Annotated in this window: 21 protein-coding genes and 1 tRNA gene; 2 read left to right on the plus strand and 20 right to left on the minus strand. The window is 66.6% G+C overall.

The annotated features are described in order from the left end of the window. Positions 1–2: 2 nt before the first annotated feature. From nuoE to tpiA, 8 genes are all read right to left on the minus strand, one after another. Complete coding sequence (gene nuoE / locus B5X78_RS01800) at positions 3–530, minus strand: NADH-quinone oxidoreductase subunit NuoE (protein WP_079722773.1); 528 nt, start codon at positions 528–530, stop codon at positions 3–5. Next, complete coding sequence (locus tag B5X78_RS01805; RefSeq protein ID WP_079722774.1) at positions 527–1,834, minus strand: NADH-quinone oxidoreductase subunit D; 1,308 nt, start codon at positions 1,832–1,834, stop codon at positions 527–529. The genes nuoE and B5X78_RS01805 overlap by 4 nt, the downstream gene beginning before the upstream one ends. Beyond that, positions 1,831–2,556: an NADH-quinone oxidoreductase subunit C gene (locus B5X78_RS01810; RefSeq protein WP_079722775.1), complete on the minus strand. Its 726-nt coding sequence runs from the start codon at positions 2,554–2,556 to the stop codon at positions 1,831–1,833. Before B5X78_RS01810 ends, B5X78_RS01805 begins: the two co-directional genes overlap by 4 nt. Before the next feature lie 81 nt (positions 2,557–2,637). Continuing rightward, a complete protein-coding gene (locus B5X78_RS01815; protein ID WP_079722776.1) occupies positions 2,638–3,192 on the minus strand; it encodes a NuoB/complex I 20 kDa subunit family protein in 555 nt (184 codons plus the stop codon). Further along, positions 3,183–3,539: an NADH-quinone oxidoreductase subunit A gene (locus B5X78_RS01820; RefSeq protein WP_079722777.1), complete on the minus strand. Its 357-nt coding sequence runs from the start codon at positions 3,537–3,539 to the stop codon at positions 3,183–3,185. Before B5X78_RS01820 ends, B5X78_RS01815 begins: the two co-directional genes overlap by 10 nt. A 304-nt stretch (positions 3,540–3,843) precedes the next feature. Beyond that, a tRNA-Leu gene (locus tag B5X78_RS01825) sits at positions 3,844–3,928 on the minus strand. Between the two features lie 52 nt (positions 3,929–3,980). Further along, the gene (secG, locus tag B5X78_RS01830; protein WP_079722778.1) at positions 3,981–4,457 is read right to left on the minus strand and encodes a preprotein translocase subunit SecG; all 477 of its coding nucleotides are present in this window, start codon (positions 4,455–4,457) and stop codon (positions 3,981–3,983) included. 52 nt (positions 4,458–4,509) lie between these two features. Beyond that, positions 4,510–5,268, minus strand: coding sequence for a triose-phosphate isomerase (gene tpiA / locus B5X78_RS01835; protein ID WP_079722779.1), 759 nt, complete (start codon positions 5,266–5,268; stop codon positions 4,510–4,512). Positions 5,269–5,369: 101 nt separating this feature from the next. Here tpiA and B5X78_RS01840 point away from each other — a divergent pair, with 101 nt between their 5' ends. Next, positions 5,370–6,170: an SDR family NAD(P)-dependent oxidoreductase gene (locus tag B5X78_RS01840; protein ID WP_079722780.1), complete on the plus strand. Its 801-nt coding sequence runs from the start codon at positions 5,370–5,372 to the stop codon at positions 6,168–6,170. A gap of 133 nt (positions 6,171–6,303) precedes the next feature. Here B5X78_RS01840 and B5X78_RS01845 read toward each other — a convergent pair whose 3' ends face one another. The 6 genes from B5X78_RS01845 to trpB all read right to left on the minus strand — a co-directional run bounded on the left by B5X78_RS01845 (position 6,304) and on the right by trpB (position 12,105). Beyond that, the gene (locus B5X78_RS01845) at positions 6,304–7,242 is read right to left on the minus strand and encodes an isopenicillin N synthase family dioxygenase (RefSeq protein ID WP_079722781.1); all 939 of its coding nucleotides are present in this window, start codon (positions 7,240–7,242) and stop codon (positions 6,304–6,306) included. 70 nt (positions 7,243–7,312) lie between these two features. After that, positions 7,313–8,659, minus strand: a complete 1,347-nt coding sequence (glmM, locus tag B5X78_RS01850; RefSeq protein WP_079722782.1) for a phosphoglucosamine mutase — start codon at positions 8,657–8,659, stop codon at positions 7,313–7,315. Then, entirely contained in the window at positions 8,656–9,549 is an 894-nt protein-coding gene (gene accD, locus B5X78_RS01855; protein WP_079722783.1) for an acetyl-CoA carboxylase, carboxyltransferase subunit beta, read from the minus strand. The genes glmM and accD overlap by 4 nt, the downstream gene beginning before the upstream one ends. A 115-nt stretch (positions 9,550–9,664) precedes the next feature. Continuing rightward, positions 9,665–10,471 (minus strand): tryptophan synthase subunit alpha, encoded by an 807-nt coding sequence (trpA, locus tag B5X78_RS01860; protein WP_079722784.1) that lies wholly within the window; start codon positions 10,469–10,471, stop codon positions 9,665–9,667. Further along, on the minus strand, positions 10,468–10,857 hold the full coding sequence (locus B5X78_RS01865; RefSeq protein ID WP_079722785.1) for a DUF3144 domain-containing protein: 390 nt from the start codon (positions 10,855–10,857) through the stop codon (positions 10,468–10,470). The genes trpA and B5X78_RS01865 overlap by 4 nt, the downstream gene beginning before the upstream one ends. Before the next feature lie 9 nt (positions 10,858–10,866). After that, on the minus strand, positions 10,867–12,105 hold the full coding sequence (gene trpB / locus B5X78_RS01870; RefSeq protein ID WP_079722786.1) for a tryptophan synthase subunit beta: 1,239 nt from the start codon (positions 12,103–12,105) through the stop codon (positions 10,867–10,869). Positions 12,106–12,208: 103 nt separating this feature from the next. On the opposite strand from trpB, the gene B5X78_RS01875 reads away from it, so the two are divergent. Continuing rightward, positions 12,209–13,099 (plus strand): LysR family transcriptional regulator, encoded by an 891-nt coding sequence (locus B5X78_RS01875; protein ID WP_079722787.1) that lies wholly within the window; start codon positions 12,209–12,211, stop codon positions 13,097–13,099. Here B5X78_RS01875 and B5X78_RS01880 read toward each other — a convergent pair. From B5X78_RS01880 to aroC, 6 genes are all read right to left on the minus strand, one after another. After that, positions 13,090–13,719 carry a phosphoribosylanthranilate isomerase gene (locus tag B5X78_RS01880; protein ID WP_079722788.1) on the minus strand — a complete coding sequence of 210 codons (630 nt, stop codon included), beginning with the start codon at positions 13,717–13,719 and terminating at the stop codon, positions 13,090–13,092. The genes B5X78_RS01875 and B5X78_RS01880 overlap by 10 nt on opposite strands. Positions 13,720–13,756: 37 nt before the next feature. Further along, a complete protein-coding gene (truA, locus tag B5X78_RS01885) occupies positions 13,757–14,569 on the minus strand; it encodes a tRNA pseudouridine(38-40) synthase TruA (RefSeq protein ID WP_079722789.1) in 813 nt (270 codons plus the stop codon). Between the two features lie 22 nt (positions 14,570–14,591). After that, positions 14,592–16,334, minus strand: a complete 1,743-nt coding sequence (locus tag B5X78_RS01890) for a FimV/HubP family polar landmark protein (RefSeq protein ID WP_425478684.1) — start codon at positions 16,332–16,334, stop codon at positions 14,592–14,594. A gap of 53 nt (positions 16,335–16,387) precedes the next feature. After that, entirely contained in the window at positions 16,388–17,413 is a 1,026-nt protein-coding gene (locus tag B5X78_RS01895; RefSeq protein ID WP_079722791.1) for an aspartate-semialdehyde dehydrogenase, read from the minus strand. Positions 17,414–17,500: 87 nt separating this feature from the next. Further along, positions 17,501–18,538: a 2-hydroxyacid dehydrogenase gene (locus B5X78_RS01900; RefSeq protein ID WP_425478685.1), complete on the minus strand. Its 1,038-nt coding sequence runs from the start codon at positions 18,536–18,538 to the stop codon at positions 17,501–17,503. After that, a complete protein-coding gene (gene aroC / locus B5X78_RS01905; protein WP_079722792.1) occupies positions 18,513–19,616 on the minus strand; it encodes a chorismate synthase in 1,104 nt (367 codons plus the stop codon). Before aroC ends, B5X78_RS01900 begins: the two co-directional genes overlap by 26 nt. Between the last annotated feature and the right edge of the window lie 12 nt (positions 19,617–19,628).

Genomic DNA, 19,628 nt, shown 5'->3' on the forward strand with positions numbered 1-19,628 from the left:
GCTTACTCCAGCCCGTCCAGCAGTTCGTCGACCTGCGTCGGGGTCAGCTTCTCGTGGTAGTGGCCATTGATGACCACGACCGGCGCGCCGCAACAGGCGGCCACGCACTCTTCTTCGCGCTTCAAGTAGACGCGGCCGTCGGCGGTGGATTCACCGAGCTTGCAGCCGAGCTTCTTCTCGGCATGCTTGACCAGGTCTTCGGCGCCATTGAGCCAGCAGCTGATGTTGGTGCAGAAGGCGACGTTGTTGCGGCCGACCTTTTCCGTCTCGAACATCGAATAGAAGCTGGCGACCTCGTAGGCCCACACTGGCGGCAGGTCCAGGTACTTGGCCACGGCCGAGATCAGCTCGTCGCTGAGCCATCCGTCGTTCTGTTCCTGCGCCGCGTGCAGACCCTGCAGCACCGCCGAACGCTTGCGGTCCGGCGGGAACTTGGTCAGCCAATGATCGATGTGCGCGCGCGTCTTGTCGCTCAACGCCACCAGCGGATCGACGTTCTGCGCCGCTACGAAATTACCCGTGGCCCTCATCGGTCCACCTCGCCAAATACCAAATCGTAAGTACCAATCATCGCCACGACGTCCGGCAGCATGTGTCCACGGACGATCGCGTCCATCGACGAAAGATGGGCGAAGCCCGGTGCGCGCAGCTTGACCCGGAACGGCTTGTTGGCGCCGTCGGAGATCAGGTAGACGCCGAATTCGCCCTTGGGCGCTTCGACCGCCGAGTAGGTTTCACCGGCGGGCACGCAATAGCCTTCGCTGAAAAGTTTGAAGTGATGGATCAGCGCTTCCATGTCGTCCTTCATTTCCTCGCGGCTGGGCGGGGCGACCTTGAAGTTCTGCACCATCACGTGGCCCGGGTTGGCCTTCAACCACTTCACGCACTGGGCGATGATGCGGTTGGACTGGCGCATTTCTTCCACGCGCACCAGGTAGCGGTCATAGCAGTCGCCGTTGACGCCGACCGGGATGTCGAAATCCATCTCGGCATACTTGGCGTACGGCTGCTTCTTGCGCAGGTCCCAGGCGATGCCCGAGCCGCGCAGCATGGCGCCGGTCATGCCCCAGGCGCGCGCGTCGTCCGGCGAGACCACGCCGATGCCGACGGTGCGCTGCTTCCAGATGCGGTTGTCGGTAAGCAGGGTTTCGTACTCATCGACACGCTTGGGGAATTCGCGGGTGAAATCTTCCAGGAAGTCGAGCAGCGAACCTTCGCGCGCACCATTGATGCGCTTGAGCGCGGCGCCCTTGCGCCAAGGCGATTCCTTGTACTTGGGCATGCGATCCGGCAGATCGCGATAGACGCCGCCCGGGCGGTAGTACGTGGCGTGCATGCGCGCGCCGCTGACCGCTTCGTAGCAGTCCATCAGCTCTTCGCGTTCGCGGAAGGCATACAGCATCACCGCCATCGCGCCCAGGTCGAGTGCGTTGGAACCGATCCACATCAGGTGATTCAGGATGCGGGTGATCTCGTCGAACATGGTGCGGATGTACTGCGCGCGTTCCGGCGCCTCGATCCCCATCAGGTTCTCGATGCCGCGCACGTAGGCGTGCTCGTTGCACATCATCGACACGTAGTCGAGGCGATCCATGTAGCCGATCGACTGGTTGAACGGCTTGGACTCGGCCAGCTTCTCGGTGCCACGGTGCAGCAGGCCCACATGCGGGTCGGCGCGCATCACGGTCTCGCCGTCCATCTCCAGGATCAGGCGCAGCACGCCGTGCGCGGCCGGATGCTGGGGACCGAAGTTGAGGGTGTAGTTGCGGATTTCCTGCCTGGCTTCGGCAGGATTGCTCGCGAACGCCTGGTGCGATTGCTGGACGGTGCTCATTTGTTGCCCTCGCGCGCGGCCTGCTCGCCGGCGGCGGTCTGGTAACGCGCGTCGTCGCGGATCACCCGCGGCACGCCCACGCGTGGCTCCACCGAGGTGACCGGTTCGTAGATCACGCGCTTCTTTTCTTCGTCGTAGCGGACTTCGACATTGCCGATCAGCGGGAAGTCCTTGCGGAACGGATGGCCGACAAAACCGTAGTCAGTCAGGATGCGGCGCAGGTCCGGATGACCTTCGAAGACGATGCCGTACAGATCAAACGCCTCGCGCTCGAACCAGTTCACGCCGATCCACAGATCGGTCAGCGAGCGCACCACCGGCAGTTCGTCATTCGGCGCGTAGCAGCGCACGCGCAGGCGACGGTTGTGCTGGTACGACAGCAGGTGCACCACCACCGCGAAGCGATGTTCCGGGCCGGCGCCGCGCGGGCGCTGTTCCCAGTTGAAGCGACCCGGGCCGAAGCCTTCCACGCCGCGGCTGAAGCCTTCGGAGGACACGTCGGAGGTGTCCCACTCGACGCTGCCGTAGCCCAGGTAGTCCACGCCGCAGACGTCCACGGCCTGTTCAAAACCGAACTCGTCGCGCAGTGCGCGGCAGGCGTCGTGCCAGGAGGCCGACGGCACCTCCAGGGTCACTTCGCCGCGTGGCTCGGCCACGGTGACCACGCCGTCAGCGAAACGCGCGCGCAGTTGGTCAGTGAAGTTTGCAGCTTGCTCGGCCATGGGGCGTAGCGTGCTCTCGAAAGTAGGGACGGTTGGAGCGGGTTCCCGCAACGCGATGTGGCCGCGCTGCGGGCTTGCGGATCAGCGCGCGATGGTCTGCGTGCGCCAGATCTTCTTCTGCAACTGCAGGATGCCGTAGACCAGCGCCTCGGCCGTGGGCGGGCAGCCCGGCACGTAGACGTCGACGGGCACGATGCGATCACAGCCGCGCACCACCGAATAGGAGTAGTGGTAGTAGCCGCCGCCATTGGCGCAGCTACCCATCGAGATCACCCACTTCGGCTCGGGCATCTGGTCGTAGACCTTGCGCAGCGCCGGGGCCATCTTGTTGACCAGCGTGCCGGCCACGATCATCACGTCGGACTGGCGCGGCGACGGGCGGAACACCACGCCGTAGCGATCCAGGTCCAGGCGCGAGGCGCCGGCGTGCATCATTTCCACCGCGCAGCAGGCCAGGCCAAAGGTCATCGGCCACATCGAGCCGGTGCGGGCCCAGTTCATCAGCGCGTCGACGCTGGTGGTGACGTAGCCCTTTTCGAGCAGCGGGTTGTCGCCTTCCGGCCGCAGGATGTCGTCCACCCGCCCTTCCGGGATCGGGTTGGTCATCAGGCGATCGAGGGTCTGGATCACTCCCATTCGAGCGCTCCCTTCTTCCAAACGTAAATGAAGCCGAGGAACAGCATGCCGACGAACAGGCCCATCGTGACCAGTGCGCGTGCGCCAAGCTCCTGGAAGACCAGGGTCCACGGAACGATAAAGATGATTTCCAGATCAAAGACGATGAACTGGATGGCGATCAGGTAGTAGCGCACGTCGAACTTCATGCGCGCATCTTCGAAGGCTTCGAAGCCGCACTCGTAAGGCGAGAGCTTCTGCGCGTCGGGGCGACGGGGGCCAATCAGGCGTCCCACCACGATCAGCGCGACGCCAATGCCGGTGGCGACGAGGAGGAACAACAGGGTCGGCAGATAGTTGGCGATCACTCGCGATTCTCTTCTTGTCCTACCTGCCCTGCACCATCGTCACGCTGGGCGTGTCTCTGGTGCGGGGCAATTGCATGCCGCTGGGGGAGCCGCGTGGTACGCGCGGTTGGCGGAGGTGCCGCCCCTTCCGTCACTCGTACCTGGGCGGTAAATGAATCGGCGGGATTGTACCGTTCGATGAATGGGCTAGTAAACGATTTACTCACGTTCGCGCCGTTGCAGCGCAAAAGAAAAGCCCGCTGACGCGGGCTTTTCTGGATTGCATGCCGTGCAGTCAACGCGATGTTGCGTCCGCCAGCCAATATGGTGCCCAAGAGGGGACTCGAACCCCTACAGCTTTCGCCGCTACCACCTCAAGGTAGTGCGTCTACCAATTCCGCCACCTGGGCTTTGAAACTTGCCGCGGGACGACATCCCGCGGGCCGACATTGTAGCCGGAGATCAGTCGTCCTGGCTCGCAGGCTTGGCGGCATTGTCCGCCGGCGGCACCGGAGCCTGTTCAGTCGGCTGCGCGGTCGGCGCGGCGACCGGGGCAGCCGGTGCAGCGGCAGCAGGTGCCGGCTGGGCCAGCGGCACGCTGGGCACGGTGGAGGTCTGGGCCGGCAATTCACCGGCGGCAGGCGCGGCAGCGCCCGGCGTGGTCACGTCGGTCATCAGGCTGGGCAGCTGCTGCTGGGTCGGCGTGGCGCGATGCGCGGCATGCCAGGCCATGAACAGCGTGATGCCGAAGAAGGCAATGGCCAGCCACTTGGTGCTCTTGGAAAGGAAGTTGGACGCGCCGCGCGCGCCGAACACCGTGCCCGAAGCACCGGCGCCAAAGCCGGAACCGGCCTGCGCACCCGAACCACGCTGCATCAGCACCAGCGCGATGATCGCGATGGCGATCAGCACGTAGACCACATTGAGGATCAGCATCATCTGAAAAATCGTCCCGAAACAGTTTGTCGACCCGGCCCGGCCGGGCCGCGGGTCAGCCCCGCGTCGCCGCCGCCTGCGCGATGGCGAGGAAATCGCGCGCCACCAACGACGCGCCGCCTACCAGCCCTCCATCGACATCGGGCTGCGAAAACAGTTCCGTGGCGTTGTCGGGCTTGACACTGCCCCCGTACAGGATGGGCAGCGAATCGGCGATTCTAGCATCGTGCCCCGCCACAACGCCACGCAGGAAGGCGTGCATCGCCTGGGCCTGCTCCGGACTGGCCGTGCGGCCGGTGCCGATGGCCCAGACCGGCTCATAGGCCACCACGGCGCGGGCGAAGGCCGCCACGCCCACCAGCTCCAGCACCGCCGACAGCTGCGCGCCGACCACCGCTTCGCCCTCGCCGGCTTCGCGCTGTTCCAGGGTTTCGCCGACGCACAGCACCGGGGTCAGGCCGGCGTTGTGTGCGGCCAGGAACTTGCGCGCCACCAGCTCGTTGCTTTCGTGGTGGTACTGGCGGCGCTCGGAATGGCCGACCAGGCCATGGGTGGCGCCCACGTCGGCCAGCATCGAGGCCGAGACCTCGCCTGTATACGCGCCCTTTTCATTGCTGCTCACGTCCTGCGCGCCCAGCAGCATGCCCTGCGGCGCGTAGTCCTCGGTGAGCTCGCCCAGATAGGGCAAGGGCGGAAGGATCAGGATGCGCACATCGCCCAGGGGCAGGCCGGCGGCAATTTCATCCATCAGGGCATACGCGAACTTGCGATCACCATGCAGCTTCCAGTTGCCAGCCACGATCTTGCGACGCATAAGACCAATTCCTGTCCATTCGGCCGGCAAGGATAGCCCAAGCGCTTGCGCGTGCAAGCCTGCGACCGGACACTCGCCGGGCCCACACACCTGGAAACCGCATGCCCTCGCCTGCTGATGGCTACGCATTGATCACCGGCGCCTCCAGCGGCATCGGTGCGGAAATCGCCCGCGAGTACGCGCGTCGTGGCGTGCCCTTGATCCTCACCGCGCGCCGTGAGGATCGCTTGCAGGCCCTGGCTGACGAACTGCGCGCGCAGGTGCCGGTGGAGATCATTCGCGCGGATCTGGCCGAGCCGGACGCGCCGGCGCAACTTTGCAACGCGATCAGCGAACGCGGGCTTGCGGTGCGGATCCTGGTCAACAACGCCGGCTACGGCGTGATTGGCCGCTACACCAGCCAGCCGTGGGACGCGCATGCGGCGTTCCTGCAGGTAATGATCCACGCCGTGTCGGAACTGACCTGGCGTCTGCTGCCGTCGCTGCGTGCGTTTCCGAACGGACGCATCCTCAACGTGGCCTCATTTGCCGGCCTGGCGCCCGGCTCCAACGGGCAGACGCTGTACGCCGCCGCCAAGGCCTACCTGATCAAGTTCAGCGAATCATTGGCACAGGAAAACGCCGATCGCGGGCTCAAGGTCTGCGCGCTCTGTCCGGGCTTCACCTACTCCGAATTCCACGACGTCACCGGCACCCGCGAGATGATGTCGCACCTGCCGCGCAGCCTGTGGCTGCAGGCCGACCACGTCGCGCGCGCGGGCGTGGACGCGGTGGAAGGCAATCGCGTGGTGGTGGTGCCGGGGTGGCGCTACAAACTGCTGCATGGGGTGGCGCGGCATCTGTCGGATCATGCGCGGCTGGGGTTGATGCGGAGGAATTCCTCGAAGATTCGGCGCGCTTGATGGGCTTGGGTCGATTTATGGCTCGGGGACGGAGACAGCAAAAAGGCCCGCAACGCGGGCCTTTTTGTCGGGGCTGCCTTCAACAGACGCATGTCTGGTAAAGCCCCTCCTGCAATTTGGAGGTCTCACACAATCATTTGAGTTTGATCTCGCGCAGGCGTTCTTCGAGGTAGCCCTGGGCGGTGATCGGCTCGGGATAGCGTGAAGGGTTCTCGGCGCTGATCGTCGAGGGCAGCACGTCGATCAGGAAATCCGGATTGGGGTGCAGGAAGAACGGCACCGAGTAGCGCGGCTGGCGCGCCTGCTCGCCCGGCGGGTTGACCACACGATGCGTGGTCGACGGATACACGTGATTGGTCAGGCGCTGCAGCATGTCGCCGATGTTGACCACGATGGTGTCGGCGTCGGAGGTGAAAGGCACCCACTCGCCCTGCTGCGAACGCACTTCCAGGCCGGCGGCGCTGGCGCCCACCAGCAAGGTGATCAGGTTGATGTCCTCATGCGCGCCGGCGCGCACGTTGGGGATGTCGTCGGCGGTGATCGGCGGGTAGTGGATCGGCCGCAGGATCGAATTGCCGAAGTGGGTCTTGTCGCGGAAGTAGTCTTCCGGCAGGCCGATATGCAGCGCCAGCGCCGCCAGCACGCGCGCACCCAGCTGGTCGAGTGCCTGGTACAGGCCATAGCCGTGTTCGTGGAAACCCGGTACTTCCGCCGGCCACAGATTGGGCGGCATGAACTGACGATACGGGGAGTCGTCCGGAATCTCGCGACCGATGTGCCAGAACTCCTTCAAGTCGAAGTGCTTGGAGTCCTTGGCGGTCTCCACGCCGAACGGCGTGTAGCCGCGCGCACCACCACTGCCCGGCACGTGGTATTTGCGCTTGGCTTCGTCGGGCAAGGCAAAGAAGCGCTTGAACGCGTCGTAGGCGGCGTCGATGTCGGCCTGGGCGATACCGTGGTTGCGGATGCCGGCAAAGCCCCATTCGCGATACGCCGCGCCGAGTTCGCCGACAAAGGCTTCGCGGTCGGTGTCGAAGCGGGTGATGTCGAGGGTGGGAATACGGGAACTCATGTCTTGCTCCAACAGGTGGGGCGCGGGTCCGCATGGCCAGCGGCCCACGCCCGGACTTCATCGAGGGACGTCAGTGCGCAGCGGCGCTGCGCACGGCATCAGCCAGGGCGTCGAGGGTGCTCTGCATCAGCGCATCGTCATCGGCTTCCACCGTCACCCTCACCACCGGCTCGGTACCGGACGGACGCAGGAAGGCGCGGCCGCGGCCGGACACCGCCGCCTGCGCATGCGCCAACGCCGCCTGCACACTCGCGGCCTCGGTCGGACGCGCGCCGTTGGCGAGCTTCACGTTGACGGTCTTCTGCGGCACCTTGGACAGGCCCGACAGCGCCTGGCGCAGCGAGATGCCCTGCTGCTTCAGTACTTCCAGCACCTGCAGGGCGCTGACGATGGCGTCGCCGGTGGTGGCGCGATCCAGGCACAGCAGGTGGCCGGAGGTTTCGCCGCCGAGCACGCCGCCGCCTTCCACCAGGCCCTGGTGGACGTAGCGATCGCCGACCTTGACCCGCAGGAACGGAATTTCCAGTTGGGCCAGCGCGCGCTCCAGCCCGTAGTTGGTCATCAGCGTGCCGATCACCGCGCCCTTCAAACGGCCAGAGGCCTGCCAGGCATTGGCCAGCACGTACAGCAGATCATCACCATCGACCGCATTGCCCTGGTCGTCGGCCATCAGCACGCGATCACCGTCGCCGTCGAAGGCGATGCCGAGATCGGCGCCGATTTCGCGCACCTTGCTGGCCAGGTTGTCGATATGCATCGAACCCACGCCGGCATTGATGTTGACGCCGTTCGGCTCGGCGCCAATGGTCACCACCTCGGCGCCCAGTTCGCGGAACAGCAACGGCGCGATGTGGTAGGTGGCGCCATGCGCACAATCGAGCACGATCTTCAGGCCACGCAGATCAAAGCCACGCGGCACGCTGGCCTTGCAGAATTCGATGTAACGGCCAACCACGTCGCGGCTGCGGATGGCCTTGCCCAGGCGCTCGGAATCGACGGTGACGAACTCGCCGTCGAGCGCGGCTTCAATCGCCGCCTCGGTGGCGTCGTCGAGCTTTTCGCCTTCGGCCGAGAAGAACTTGATGCCGTTGTCGTAGTGCGGATTGTGCGAGGCACTGATGACGATGCCGGCATCGGCGCCCAGCGTGCGGGTCAGGAAGGCCACGGCCGGCGTCGGCATCGGGCCCATCAGCTGCACGTCGGCGCCGGCGGCGACCAGGCCGGCTTCCAGCGCGGCTTCGAACATGTAGCCGGAAATGCGGGTGTCCTTGCCAATCACCACGGTCGGGCGGCGACCTTCTTCCTGCGCCAGCACGCGGCCCAGGGCATTGCCCAGGCGCAGCACGAAGTCGGCCGAGATCGGGCTCTGCCCGACCCGTCCACGGATGCCATCGGTGCCGAAATACTTGCGGGTCATGAAGTGACTTCCAGGCTGTCCACGGGTTTGGACTGACCCATCATCAACGCGAGCAGGTCCGAGAGCCGGTCACGCAGTTCGCGACGGTCGCAGATCTGATCGATCGCGCCGTGTTCCAGCAGGAACTCCGAACGCTGGAAACCTTCCGGCAGGGTCTCGCGCACGGTCTGTTCGATCACGCGCGGACCAGCGAAGCCAATCAGGGCCTCGGGCTCGGCGATGTTGATGTCGCCCAGCATCGCAAACGATGCCGACACGCCACCGGTGGTGGGATGGGTCAGGATCGACACGTACGGCAGGCCCGCTTCGCGCAGGCGGCCGAGGGCGGCCGAGGTCTTGGCCATCTGCATCAGCGAGAACAGGCTCTCCTGCATGCGCGCACCGCCGCTGGCAGAGAAGCAGATGAAGGGCGAACCGATTTCCAGCGCGCGTTCGGCGCCCAGCGAGAAGCGCTCGCCGACCACCGAGCCCATCGAACCGCCCATGTAGGCAAAGTCGAAGGCGCTGGCGACCAGATCGCGCCCCTTCATCTGGCCCTGCAGGGTCACCAAGGCGTCGCGCTCACCGGTGCTCTTCTGCGCGGCCTTGATGCGGTCCACGTACTTTTTCTGGTCCTTGAACTTGAGCACGTCCACCGGGCCCAACTCGGCGCCGATTTCGCTGGTGCTGCCCGGATCGAACAGGGCGGCCAGGCGCGCGCGTGCGCGGATCGGCATGTGGAAGTTGCACTTGGGGCAGACCTCCAGGTTTTCTTCCAGCTCCGGCCGGTACAGGACGGCGCCGCAACGGTCGCATTTTTCCCACAGGCCTTCGGGCACGCTGCGTTTGCTTTTGGCGCCACCGCCCTCGGTGCGGATGCCCGACGGCATCAATTTGCTGAGCCAGCTCATGCGTTTTCGACTATCCCATTCAGAGGCCCATCCCCGCGGAGTGGCCGATGGACCAGTTTAGCAGGCCACTCCGCTTCTCCCCGTGGGCCTGCGTATGGGCCACGGACGGGAGCGATCAGGCTGCGTCGAGCGCTTGCCGCAAGGGGGCGAGGAAGCCGGACGCGCGTGCGGCGGCGTCGGCGGGCACGCTGGCATCGGCCAGGGTGGTCACCAAGGCGCTGCCGACCACCACGCCGTCGGCATCCACCGACATGGCGCGAGCGCTGGCCGCGTCCTTGATGCCGAAGCCTGCCGCCACCGGTGCCTGGGCCTGGGCGCGGATGGCGCGCAGGCGTTCGCTTGCCGCCGCCGGGTCCAGCCGATCCGAGGCCCCGGTCACGCCGGCGAAGCTCACGTAGTAGAGATAGCCCTGGGCCGTATCGCAGAGCATGGCCAGGCGTTCGTTGGAGGTGGTCGGCGCGGCCAGCGCGATCAGCGCCAGTCCATGGCGGTTGAAGATTTCGCGCGTCTCGGCGGACTCTTCCGGCGGCAGGTCCACCAGCAGCACGCCATCCACGCCCGCGGCCGCGGCGGCGGCGGCAAAGCGCTCGCTGCCATGGATTTCCACCGGGTTGAGATACCCCATCAGCACGACCGGCGTGGCCGCATCGCGCTGGCGGAATTCCGCCACCACCTGCAGCACGTAACGCAGGCCAGCACCGCGGGCCAGCGCGCGCTCGGAGCTGCGCTGGATCGCCGGACCGTCGGCCATGGGATCGGAAAACGGTACGCCGAGTTCAATGACATCGGCGCCGGCTTCCACCAGGGCGTGCATCACCGGGACGGTGGCCTCCAACGAGGGATCGCCCGCGGTGATGAACGGGATCAGCGCCTTGCGTCCGCTGGCGCGCAAAGCCGCAAAGCGCTGATCGAAGCGACTCATGCGGGCTTGTCTTCTTCGCCGGCATTGCCCGCCTGGGTGCGGAACGCTTCGTACTCGGCAGCCAGTTCGGATTCGCCGACGTTGACGCCACGCTCGGCGCCCAGCGCATCCAGGTGCTCGTTGAGCATGCGGCGGTACATGTTGGTCATGTAGTCGAGGAAATCCTTGCGCGAGCCCGCGGCGTCGCCTTCGAACGACAGGTAGACGTGCGAGTTGAAGCGGGCGGCGGCATACAGCGAGGCCACGCTGATGCGCTTCAGGCCTTGTTCCTTGGACTGCTTGTTGGTCAGTTCCAGGTATTCGTTGACGCAGGTGAAGAAGGCCGGATCGAGGGTGTTCTCGTTCGACGCCTGGGCCGGTTGCTGCGGGGTGTTCTGATCGGTCATTGCACTGCCTTAGAAATTGAGGTTCTCGCGCGCGGCGATGGTATGCACATCCTTGTCGCCTCGTCCGGACAGGTTGCACAGGACCAGGGCGTCGCGCGGCAGGTCCCGGGCGAGCTTGATGGCCTGGGCCACGGCGTGGCTGGACTCGAGCGCGGCAAGGATACCCTCGGTTCGGGCCAACTGGTGGAAAGCGGCTAGGGCTTCCTCGTCGGTCACGCCCACGTAGCTGGCGCGGCCACTGTCGGCCAGGAAGGCGTGTTCAGGCCCCACGCCCGGGTAGTCCAGGCCGGCGGAGACAGAATGGGTCTCGATGATCTGGCCGTCGTCGTCGCACAGCACATAGGTGCGGTTGCCGTGCAGCACGCCCGGCCGGCCAGCGGCAATCGAGGCCGCATGGTGGCCGGTTTCGATGCCGTCGCCCGCCGCTTCGGCGCCGACGATGCGTACCTGCGGGTCATTGAGGAAGGCATGGAACAGGCCGATGGCGTTGCTGCCGCCGCCCACGCAGGCGGTGATGACGTCCGGCAGACGGCCATAGTCCTCCAGCATCTGCGCCCTCGCCTCGCGGCCGACGATGGCGTTGAAGTCGCGGACCATGCGCGGATACGGGTCCGGGCCGGCGACGGTGCCGATGATGTAGAAGGTGTCGTGCACGTTGGTCACCCAGTCGCGCATGGCCTCGTTGAGCGCGTCCTTGAGCGTGGCCGAGCCGGAGGTGACCGGCACCACCGTGGCGCCGAGCAGCTTCATCCGGTAGACGTTGATCTTCTGCCGCTCGATATCGGTCGCGCCCATGTACACCACGCATTCCAGGCCCAGCCGCGCCGCCACCGTGGCGCTGGCCACGCCGTGCTGGCCGGCGCCGGTTTCGGCAATGATCCGCGGCTTGCCCATGCGGCTGGCCAGCAGGGCCTGGCCGATGGTGTTGTTGATCTTGTGCGCGCCGGTGTGGTTCAGGTCTTCGCGCTTGAGCAGGATGCGCGCGCCGCCGACTTCGCGTGACAGGCGGGTGGCTTCGTAGATCGGGCTGGGGCGGCCGACGTAATGCTTCAGGTCATGATCGAAGGCGGCGATGAAGGCCGGATCCTGGCGCGCCTGGTCGTATGCCGCCGCCAGTTCGGTCAGCGGGCCGATCAGGGTCTCGGCCACGAAGCGGCCGCCGTACCGGCCAAAGCGCCCCTGCGCATCCGGGTACGCGTGGAAATCGGTGATGCCGGCGAGGGAGGGGTCGCGCAGGGAGCTGGACATGGCAGGAGACTGGCGGAGCGGGGACGAGCCGATAGCTTAACGCACAGGTTGTTCGGCCAATATCGATGTTTTCTGAAGGTTCTGTCAGATAAACTCACAGGACATGGTCGGAAACCTGCCACCGCTGAACGCCCTGCGCGCCTTCGAGGCCGTGGCCCGCTTGGGCAACCTGGGCGCGGCCGGGCGCGAGTTGCATGTCACCCATGGCGCGGTCAGCCGCCAACTGCGCTTGCTGGAGGACGACCTGGGCGTGGCCCTGTTCGTGCGCGAAGGACGCGGGCTGCGCCTGACCGACGCCGGTCGCCAGTTGCAGGACGCCGCGCAGGCCGCGTTCGTGCGCCTGCGCGATACCGCAGCCGCGCTGCGTCGCGGGCCGCAGGCCAGCGCCCTGGTGCTGGGTTGCCCGGCGAGCGTGCTGGCGCGCTGGATGATTCCGCGACTGGATCGGCTGGCGCGGGATCTGCCCGACATCACCCTGCATCTGTCGGCGCAGGAGCGCGACTTCGATGCCGGCCTGACCGGCCTGGATGCCGCGCTGCTGGTGGCCGAGCCGCCGGCGCCGCGCGAGTGGAAGGTGCATGTGCTGGGCAGCGAGCGGATTGGTCCGGTGCTGAGTCCGCGTTACGCCGGCCATGCCGCGTTGGCGCAGGCGCCGACCTCGCGCTTGCTGGAAGAAGCCGTGCTGCATACCACCTCGCGCCCGCAGGCCTGGCCCAACTGGCTGCGGCAACACGGCCTGGAGCCGGCACGCCTGCAATTGGGCACGGGCTTTGAACATCTTTATTACCTGCTGGAAGCCGCCATCGCCGGCATGGGCGTGGCGATTGCACCGGAGCCTCTGGTGGCCGACGACCTGGCCTCAGGCCGGTTGGTCGCACCATGGGGTTTCAGTGACGCCACCGGCCAATGGTGGCTGGCCGCTGCGCGTGGCAACGCCGACCCGCGCATTCCGCGCCTGGCCGCATGGCTGCAACGGGAACTCGCTCAGCCCTGATCGGCGTGACGCACGGCTTCGACGAACAGGCGCATCTTCTCCGCATCCTTGATGCCCGGCGCCGATTCAATGCCGCTGGACACATCCACGCCCCACGGATGCGCGGTGCAGATGGCCACGCCTACGTTCTCCGGTGACAGGCCACCGGCCAGCAGGAACGGACGATCCAGGCCTTGCGGGGTCTGCTTCCAGTCAAAGCGCTTGCCGCTGCCGCCCTGCTCGCCCGCGCCATGGCCATCGAACAGGAAGCCGCTCGCGCCCGGATAGCCCGCCATCGCGGCAAACGCGTTGCCTTCGGCGCCGCCCATGGCGATGGCTTTCCAGTACGGCACGCCGAAGCCCGCGCAAAAACCATCGTCCTCGCTGCCATGGAACTGCAGGAGGTCCGGACGCACATGCTCGACGATGCCCTGCACTTCGATCGGACCGTTGTCCATCACCAACGCGACCACGCCGATTTCTTCCGGCACCAGCTCGCGCAGCATGCGCGCCTGGCCAATCAAGAGGCGGCGCGGGCTGCGTGCGGCAAACACCAGGCCCAGGTAATCCACGCCCAGTTCAATCGCGGCGCGGACGTCTTCGCCACGGGTGAGGCCACAGAATTTGATGCGGGTGGGCATGGGCGGGAAATCAGGTCGTTGGGAGGAATTTACGCGGTTAGCGGGATGGGGAGGACAGAGCTTCCGGCAGCGTTACCTCGGCGGGGAGATTCCAGTGCGCGGGATAGAGCGGGCTGACGAAGACCAGGCCGTCCGGCGGGGCGGTGGGTCCGGCGACAGTGCGGTCCTTGCCGGCGAGCAATTCGGCCATCCAGCTTTCCGGTTGGTCGCCGCGGCCAATCACCAGCAGCGAGCCGACGATGTTGCGCACCATGTGATGCAGGAACGCGTTGGCCTGCACGTCCACGTAGACCTGCTCGCCTTCGCGCACCACGCGGATCGAATGCAGGTTGCGGAAGCCGTGCGGTGACTGGCATTGCACGCTGCGGAAGGCGTTGAAGTCGTTCTCGCCCAGCAAGGCCTGCGCGGCGCGATGCATCGCGTCGGCATCCAGCGGTCGGCGTTCCCAGCTCAGGGTCTGGCGATTCAGCGCCGGGCGGACCATGCGGTTGACCAGCCGATAACGGTAGCGGCGTGCGCGCGCCGAGAAGCGCGCGTGGAAATCCTCCGGCATCGGCTGGCACCAGCGCACGCATACCGCGGGTGGCAGATTGGCGGTGGTGCCCAGCACCCAGCTGCGCGGATCGCGCGCGGCGTCGCTGTCGAAGTGCACCACCTGGCATTGCGCATGCACGCCGGCATCGGTGCGACCGGCGCAGATCGTGTCGACCTGCGCATTGGCCAGGCGCGACAAGGCGTTCTCCAGAGTCGACTGCACGCTGCTCTGATCGTCACGCGTGCCCGAAGCCGTCAGGCGTTGCCAGCCGCGGAATTCACCGCCGTCGTACTCAACTGCCAGTGCGTACCGCATCAGACCGCATCACCCAAGCCGATCAACCCAGCTCGCGCAGCAGTTGCAGCGCTTCCTGGCGGGCCACGTCATCGTTGCCGGCCACGACCTCATTCAACAGATCGCGCGCGGTGACCGTGTCGCCCAGATCCAGATAGGCAATCGCCAGTTCCAGGCGCTCGCGCCCGGCCGGTGACGAATTGAGCGGCGCCACGCTGGCGACGGCATCGCCGGAATGCCAGGTCGGCTTGGCCGGCGCGGCAGGTGCCTTGGCGGCCTTGGCCGGTTTGGCGGCCGCCGCCGATGCGGACGCGACCGCTGCCGCCGGCGCGGTTGCCAGTACGGGCTCGACGCGCTCGTCGCTGACCGTAGCCGCTGCCGCCGGGGTGGCCGTGGCGGGCTCGACGCGGGCCGGCATGGCCGCGGCCAGTTCGGCGTTACCGAACACCTTGGACGGCTTGGCCGGCGTGGGCGCCACGCGCTTGCGCCGGCTGCTGAGGATCCAGGCCAGCGCGCCGATGATCAGCAGGCCCCAGCCAGCCCACACCCAGATCGGGGTGCCGGCGGTGGCACCGTTGCTCTGCTCCAGTCGCTGTTGTGCGGCCGCCAGATCGCTGTCCTTCATCGCAATCAGCTTGGATTGCTGTTGCTTGAGTTTTTCCAGTTCGGCCACCTGCGAACGCAGTTCCTGCACTTCGGCATCGCGCGCAGCCAGCTCTTCCTTGCTCTGTTGCAGTTGTTCGTTTGCCAGCATGTCGCCCTCGCCGCCGGCGTCGACGCCGGATTGTGTTCCCGCCCGCGTGGCCGCACTGGCCAACGGCGGAGCGATTTCAAGACGTGCATCGGCTACGCGGGGCGCGGCCGTGGTGGTCGGTTCGTTGTTGGCGATCGCCGCCGGTTGCGGAATCGGCCGGCGCGCCTGCCGCCATTCGGCAATCTGGCTGCGCACCAGCGCCGCCGCTTCGCTTTCGCCCAACTGCGCCACATCGCCGGACGGCGGCACCCGCAACACCGCGCCCTGCTTGAGCCGGTTGATGTTGCCGCGGATGAACGCTTCGGGATTGGCACGCAGCAGCGCGATCATCGTCTGGTCGATGCTGTAGCCGCTGGCCACTTGCGCGGCAATCTGCGACAGCGTCTGGCCGCGAGCGACAGTGAGGCTGTCGCCGCCGTCAAAGCTCGGTGCAGGTGCAGGTGCGGCTGGCGCCGGTGCTGGCGGTGCGCTCGCCACGCGCGCATCGGGCGCCGCTTCCGGCGTCGGTGCGACGGGCGCAGGCTCGCTCGGCGGCTCGCTGGTCGCCGCTGCGGCGGGACGTTCAATCACGTTGTCGCGCGCCACCTGCGGCGCCTCGATGGCCGGTTGCGAGGCCGCGGCCACGGTCGAGGGTGCATCCACCATCGCCGCGTACTCGCGGACCAGACGCCCCTGGCCCCAGTCTACTTCAATCAGGAAGTTCACCACCGACACCGTCACCGGTGCCTGGCTGGTGACGCGGATGACCGGTCTCCCGGCATCGTCCAGGGCGACATTGAATTCCAGATCGCCGACCAGGCCTTGTGGCCTGGGCAAGCCCACGCGTTCAAACGTGGCCGGCGAAGCGAGCTGGGCGCGCAACTGCTCCAGCTCGCCCGGCTCGGTGGAGATGATCGGGATTTCCGCCAGCAGCGGCTGTCCGGGTGAGGACTTCACCCGGATCTCGCCCAGGCCCAGCGCCAGCACCGAGCTGCTCAACAGCATCAGTGCCAACCCGGCCACGGCACGCCAACGATGTCGCCTGCTTGGCATCACCCCACCCCTCTCCTCGCAATGGCGGGGACTATAGCGGGTCCGCGCCTTGCTCAGCCATTCTTGGCGACGAGTTCGGCCAGCTGCACCGCGTTGAGCGCCGCCCCCTTGCGGATATTGTCCGAGACGATCCACAGGTTGAGGCCGCGCGGGTGCGACAAATCCTCGCGGATGCGACCCACGTACACCGGATCCGTGCCCGAGGCATGGGTAACCGGGGTGGGATAGCCGCCGGCTTCGCGATCATCCACCACTTCCACACCGGGCGAGCTGCGCAACAACGCACGCGCTTCGTCGGCGGTAATCTTGGTTTTGGTCTCCACGTTCACCGCTTCGGAATGACCGTAGAACACCGGCACGCGCACGGCGGTGGGATTCACCTGGATGCTGTCGTCGCCGAGAATCTTGCGGGTCTCCCAGACCAGCTTCATTTCTTCCTTGGTGAAGCCGTTGTCGAGGAAGTCGTCAATGTGCGGGATCAGGTTGAAGGCGATCTGCACCGGGAAGCATTGCGGATCCGGATCCTGGAAACCGAGCAGCGCGCCGGTCTGGCGGCCAAGCTCTTCCAGTGCCGAACGGCCGGCGCCGGAGACCGACTGGTAGGTGGCCACGTTGATCCGCTCGATGCCCACCTCGCGGTAGATGGGCGCCAGCGCCACCAGCATCTGCATGGTCGAGCAGTTGGGGTTGGCAATGATCCCGCGCGGACGGTTCTGCACCTGCTCCGGATTGACTTCGCTGACCACCAGCGGCACGTCATCGTCGTAGCGGAAGGCCGAGGAGTTGTCGATCACCACCGCACCGGCGGCGGCGAACTTGGGCGCGTACTCCTTGGAGACACTGCCGCCTGCGGAAAACAGGGCGATGTCGATGCCGGCCGGATCAAACGTGGCCAGGTCCTGCACGGCGATCTTGCCGCCCTTGAATTCGACCTCGCCACCGGCCGAACGCTCGGAGGCCAGGGCCACCAGCTTGCCGATCGGGAAATCGCGCTCGGCCAGGATGGACAACATGGTTTCGCCGACCGCGCCGGTGGCACCGACGACAGCGACGTTGAAACTGCGGTTCTGGGAAGTCATGGAAAGTTTCGCGAATGAGTGGATGAAAACAGCGGACAGCGATGGGGGGCTGTGTTCGGGGAACCTCCAGGCACGGCCAGAGGCTCCCTATCGTTTGGTCGCGATGGTCTTGCCGGTAATGACGTCAGCATTGATGGGCGTGGCCGGACGGCCTGCCTGCGGACCTTCGCCGAGGGCGGCGATCAGGTTGTCGACCGCCAGCGTCACCATGGCGCGGCGGGTGGCCAGGCTGGCGCTGGCGATATGCGGGGTGAGCACCACGTTGTCCAGCGCCAGCAGTTCCGGACGCACCTGCGGCTCGCCTTCGTAGACATCCAGGCCTGCGCCCGCCAGGCGACCCTGCGCCAGCGCCGCGGCCAATGCCACTTCGTCGACGATGCCGCCGCGGGCAATGTTCACGAGGGTGGCGGAGGGCTTCATCTTCGACAGCGCGCTGGCGTCAATCAGGTGGTGGACTTCCGGAGAATACGGCAACACCAGCAGCAAATGATCCGATTGCCGCAGCAAGCTGTCCAAATCCACGTAACTGGCCTGGCATTGGCCTTCCACCGCGGCCGGCAGCCGGCTGCGGTTGTGGTACAGCACCCGCATGCCGAAGCCGGCGCCGCGGCGGGCGATGCCCTGGCCGATCCGGCCCATGCCCAGGATGCCGAGCGTGCTGCCGTGCAGATCCGAGCCGAGCATGCTGCTGAACGACCATTGCTGCCACTGGCCGGCGCGCAGCCAGCGTTCGGCCTCGGTGATGCGGCGCGCGGTGGCCATCAGCAGCGCGAAGCCGAAATCGGCGGTGGTCTCGGTCAATACGTCCGGCGTGTTGGTGGCGATGATGCCGGCCGCGCTCAGCGCCGGGATGTCCAGGTTGTTGTAGCCCACGCCGACATTGGCGATCGCCCGCAGGTGGGCGGCGCCGGCGATTTCAGCCGTGCCGATGCGCTCGTTGAGGGTCACCACCGCGCCATGCGCCTGGCGCAGGTGCGCGGCGATTTCGCCGGCCGCGTACTCGCTGACCTGCGCAGTGGACTGCACGTCGAAGTACTCGTCCAGCCGTCCGATCACATCATCGAACAGCGGTTGCGATACCCAGACGCGCGGGCGGCTCTCAGCCACCGCGGGTTCCGGGGACATGCGGCGGTACTTCGCCGACATCGCCGCACTGCGCGCGATGGCGCAGCGCCTGATCCATCAGCACCAGCGCCATCATCGCCTCGGCGATCGGGGTGGCGCGGATGCCTACGCAGGGATCATGGCGGCCGGTGGTGATCACTTCCACGGGTTGGCCTTCCACGTTCACGGTCTGCCCCGGCAGGCGCAGGCTGGAGGTGGGCTTGAGCGCCATCGACGCGGTGACCTGCTGGCCGGTGGCGATGCCGCCGAGGATGCCGCCGGCATGGTTGCTGAGAAAGCCTTGCGGGCTCATCTCGTCGCGGTGCTCGGTGCCCTTCTGGGTCACGGCGGCAAAGCCGTCGCCAATCTCCACGCCCTTGACCGCGTTGATGCTCATCAGCGCGGCCGCCAGCTCGCCATCGAGCTTGCCGTAGATCGGCTCGCCCCAGCCGGCGGGCACGCCGTCGGCGACCACGTTGACCCGCGCGCCGATCGAATCGCCGCTCTTGCGCAGCGCGTCCATGTAGCTTTCCAGCTCCGGCACCTGCTCGGCGCAGGGCCAGAAGAACGGGTTCTGTTCCACCGCATCCCAGTCGAAAGCGCGCGGCGTCACCGGACCCAACTGCGCCAGATAGCCGCGCACCTGCACGCCGTAACGCTGCTGCAGCCACTTCTTGGCGATCACGCCCGCCGCCACGCGCATGGTGGTCTCGCGCGCCGAGGAACGACCACCGCCACGCGGATCGCGGATGCCGTACTTCTGCCAGTAGCTGTAGTCGGCGTGGCCCGGACGGAACTGCTGGGCGATGTTGGCGTAGTCCTTGCTGCGCTGATCGGTATTGCGGATCAGCAGCGCGATGGGCGTGCCGGTGGTCCGGCCTTCGTACACGCCGCTGAGGATCTCGACCTCGTCGGCTTCGCGCCGCGCCGAGGTATGGCGGCTCTTGCCGGTCGCACGGCGCTCCAGATCGTGGCGGAATTCTTCCGGCGTGATCGCCAGTCCCGGCGGGCAGCCATCAATCACGCAGCCAATCGCCGGCCCGTGCGACTCGCCAAAGGTGGTGACGGTGAAGAGTTGTCCGAAGCTGTTGCTGCTCACGTGGGTCCGGAT

Origin of the sequence: Pseudoxanthomonas indica, from assembly GCF_900167565.1 — a bacterium.
In the GTDB taxonomy this organism is placed as follows: Bacteria; Pseudomonadota; Gammaproteobacteria; order Xanthomonadales; family Xanthomonadaceae; genus Pseudoxanthomonas_A; species Pseudoxanthomonas_A indica.

Excerpts from the sequence above, each read along its gene's own strand:
- nuoE (WP_079722773.1), bottom strand. The coding sequence starts at position 530 with ATGAGGGCCACGGGTAATTTCGTAGCGGCGCAGAACGTCGATCCGCTG.
- B5X78_RS01805 (WP_079722774.1), bottom strand. The coding sequence starts at position 1,834 with ATGAGCACCGTCCAGCAATCGCACCAGGCGTTCGCGAGCAATCCTGCC.
- B5X78_RS01810 (WP_079722775.1), bottom strand. The coding sequence starts at position 2,556 with ATGGCCGAGCAAGCTGCAAACTTCACTGACCAACTGCGCGCGCGTTTC.
- B5X78_RS01815 (WP_079722776.1), bottom strand. The coding sequence starts at position 3,192 with ATGGGAGTGATCCAGACCCTCGATCGCCTGATGACCAACCCGATCCCG.
- secG (WP_079722778.1), bottom strand. The coding sequence starts at position 4,457 with ATGATGCTGATCCTCAATGTGGTCTACGTGCTGATCGCCATCGCGATC.
- tpiA (WP_079722779.1), bottom strand. The coding sequence starts at position 5,268 with ATGCGTCGCAAGATCGTGGCTGGCAACTGGAAGCTGCATGGTGATCGC.
- B5X78_RS01840 (WP_079722780.1), top strand. The coding sequence starts at position 5,370 with ATGCCCTCGCCTGCTGATGGCTACGCATTGATCACCGGCGCCTCCAGC.
- B5X78_RS01845 (WP_079722781.1), bottom strand. The coding sequence starts at position 7,242 with ATGAGTTCCCGTATTCCCACCCTCGACATCACCCGCTTCGACACCGAC.
- glmM (WP_079722782.1), bottom strand. The coding sequence starts at position 8,659 with ATGACCCGCAAGTATTTCGGCACCGATGGCATCCGTGGACGGGTCGGG.
- accD (WP_079722783.1), bottom strand. The coding sequence starts at position 9,549 with ATGAGCTGGCTCAGCAAATTGATGCCGTCGGGCATCCGCACCGAGGGC.
- trpA (WP_079722784.1), bottom strand. The coding sequence starts at position 10,471 with ATGAGTCGCTTCGATCAGCGCTTTGCGGCTTTGCGCGCCAGCGGACGC.
- B5X78_RS01865 (WP_079722785.1), bottom strand. The coding sequence starts at position 10,857 with ATGACCGATCAGAACACCCCGCAGCAACCGGCCCAGGCGTCGAACGAG.
- trpB (WP_079722786.1), bottom strand. The coding sequence starts at position 12,105 with ATGTCCAGCTCCCTGCGCGACCCCTCCCTCGCCGGCATCACCGATTTC.
- B5X78_RS01875 (WP_079722787.1), top strand. The coding sequence starts at position 12,209 with ATGGTCGGAAACCTGCCACCGCTGAACGCCCTGCGCGCCTTCGAGGCC.
- B5X78_RS01880 (WP_079722788.1), bottom strand. The coding sequence starts at position 13,719 with ATGCCCACCCGCATCAAATTCTGTGGCCTCACCCGTGGCGAAGACGTC.
- truA (WP_079722789.1), bottom strand. The coding sequence starts at position 14,569 with ATGCGGTACGCACTGGCAGTTGAGTACGACGGCGGTGAATTCCGCGGC.
- B5X78_RS01890 (WP_425478684.1), bottom strand. The coding sequence starts at position 16,334 with ATGCCAAGCAGGCGACATCGTTGGCGTGCCGTGGCCGGGTTGGCACTG.
- B5X78_RS01895 (WP_079722791.1), bottom strand. The coding sequence starts at position 17,413 with ATGACTTCCCAGAACCGCAGTTTCAACGTCGCTGTCGTCGGTGCCACC.
- B5X78_RS01900 (WP_425478685.1), bottom strand. The coding sequence starts at position 18,538 with ATGTCCCCGGAACCCGCGGTGGCTGAGAGCCGCCCGCGCGTCTGGGTA.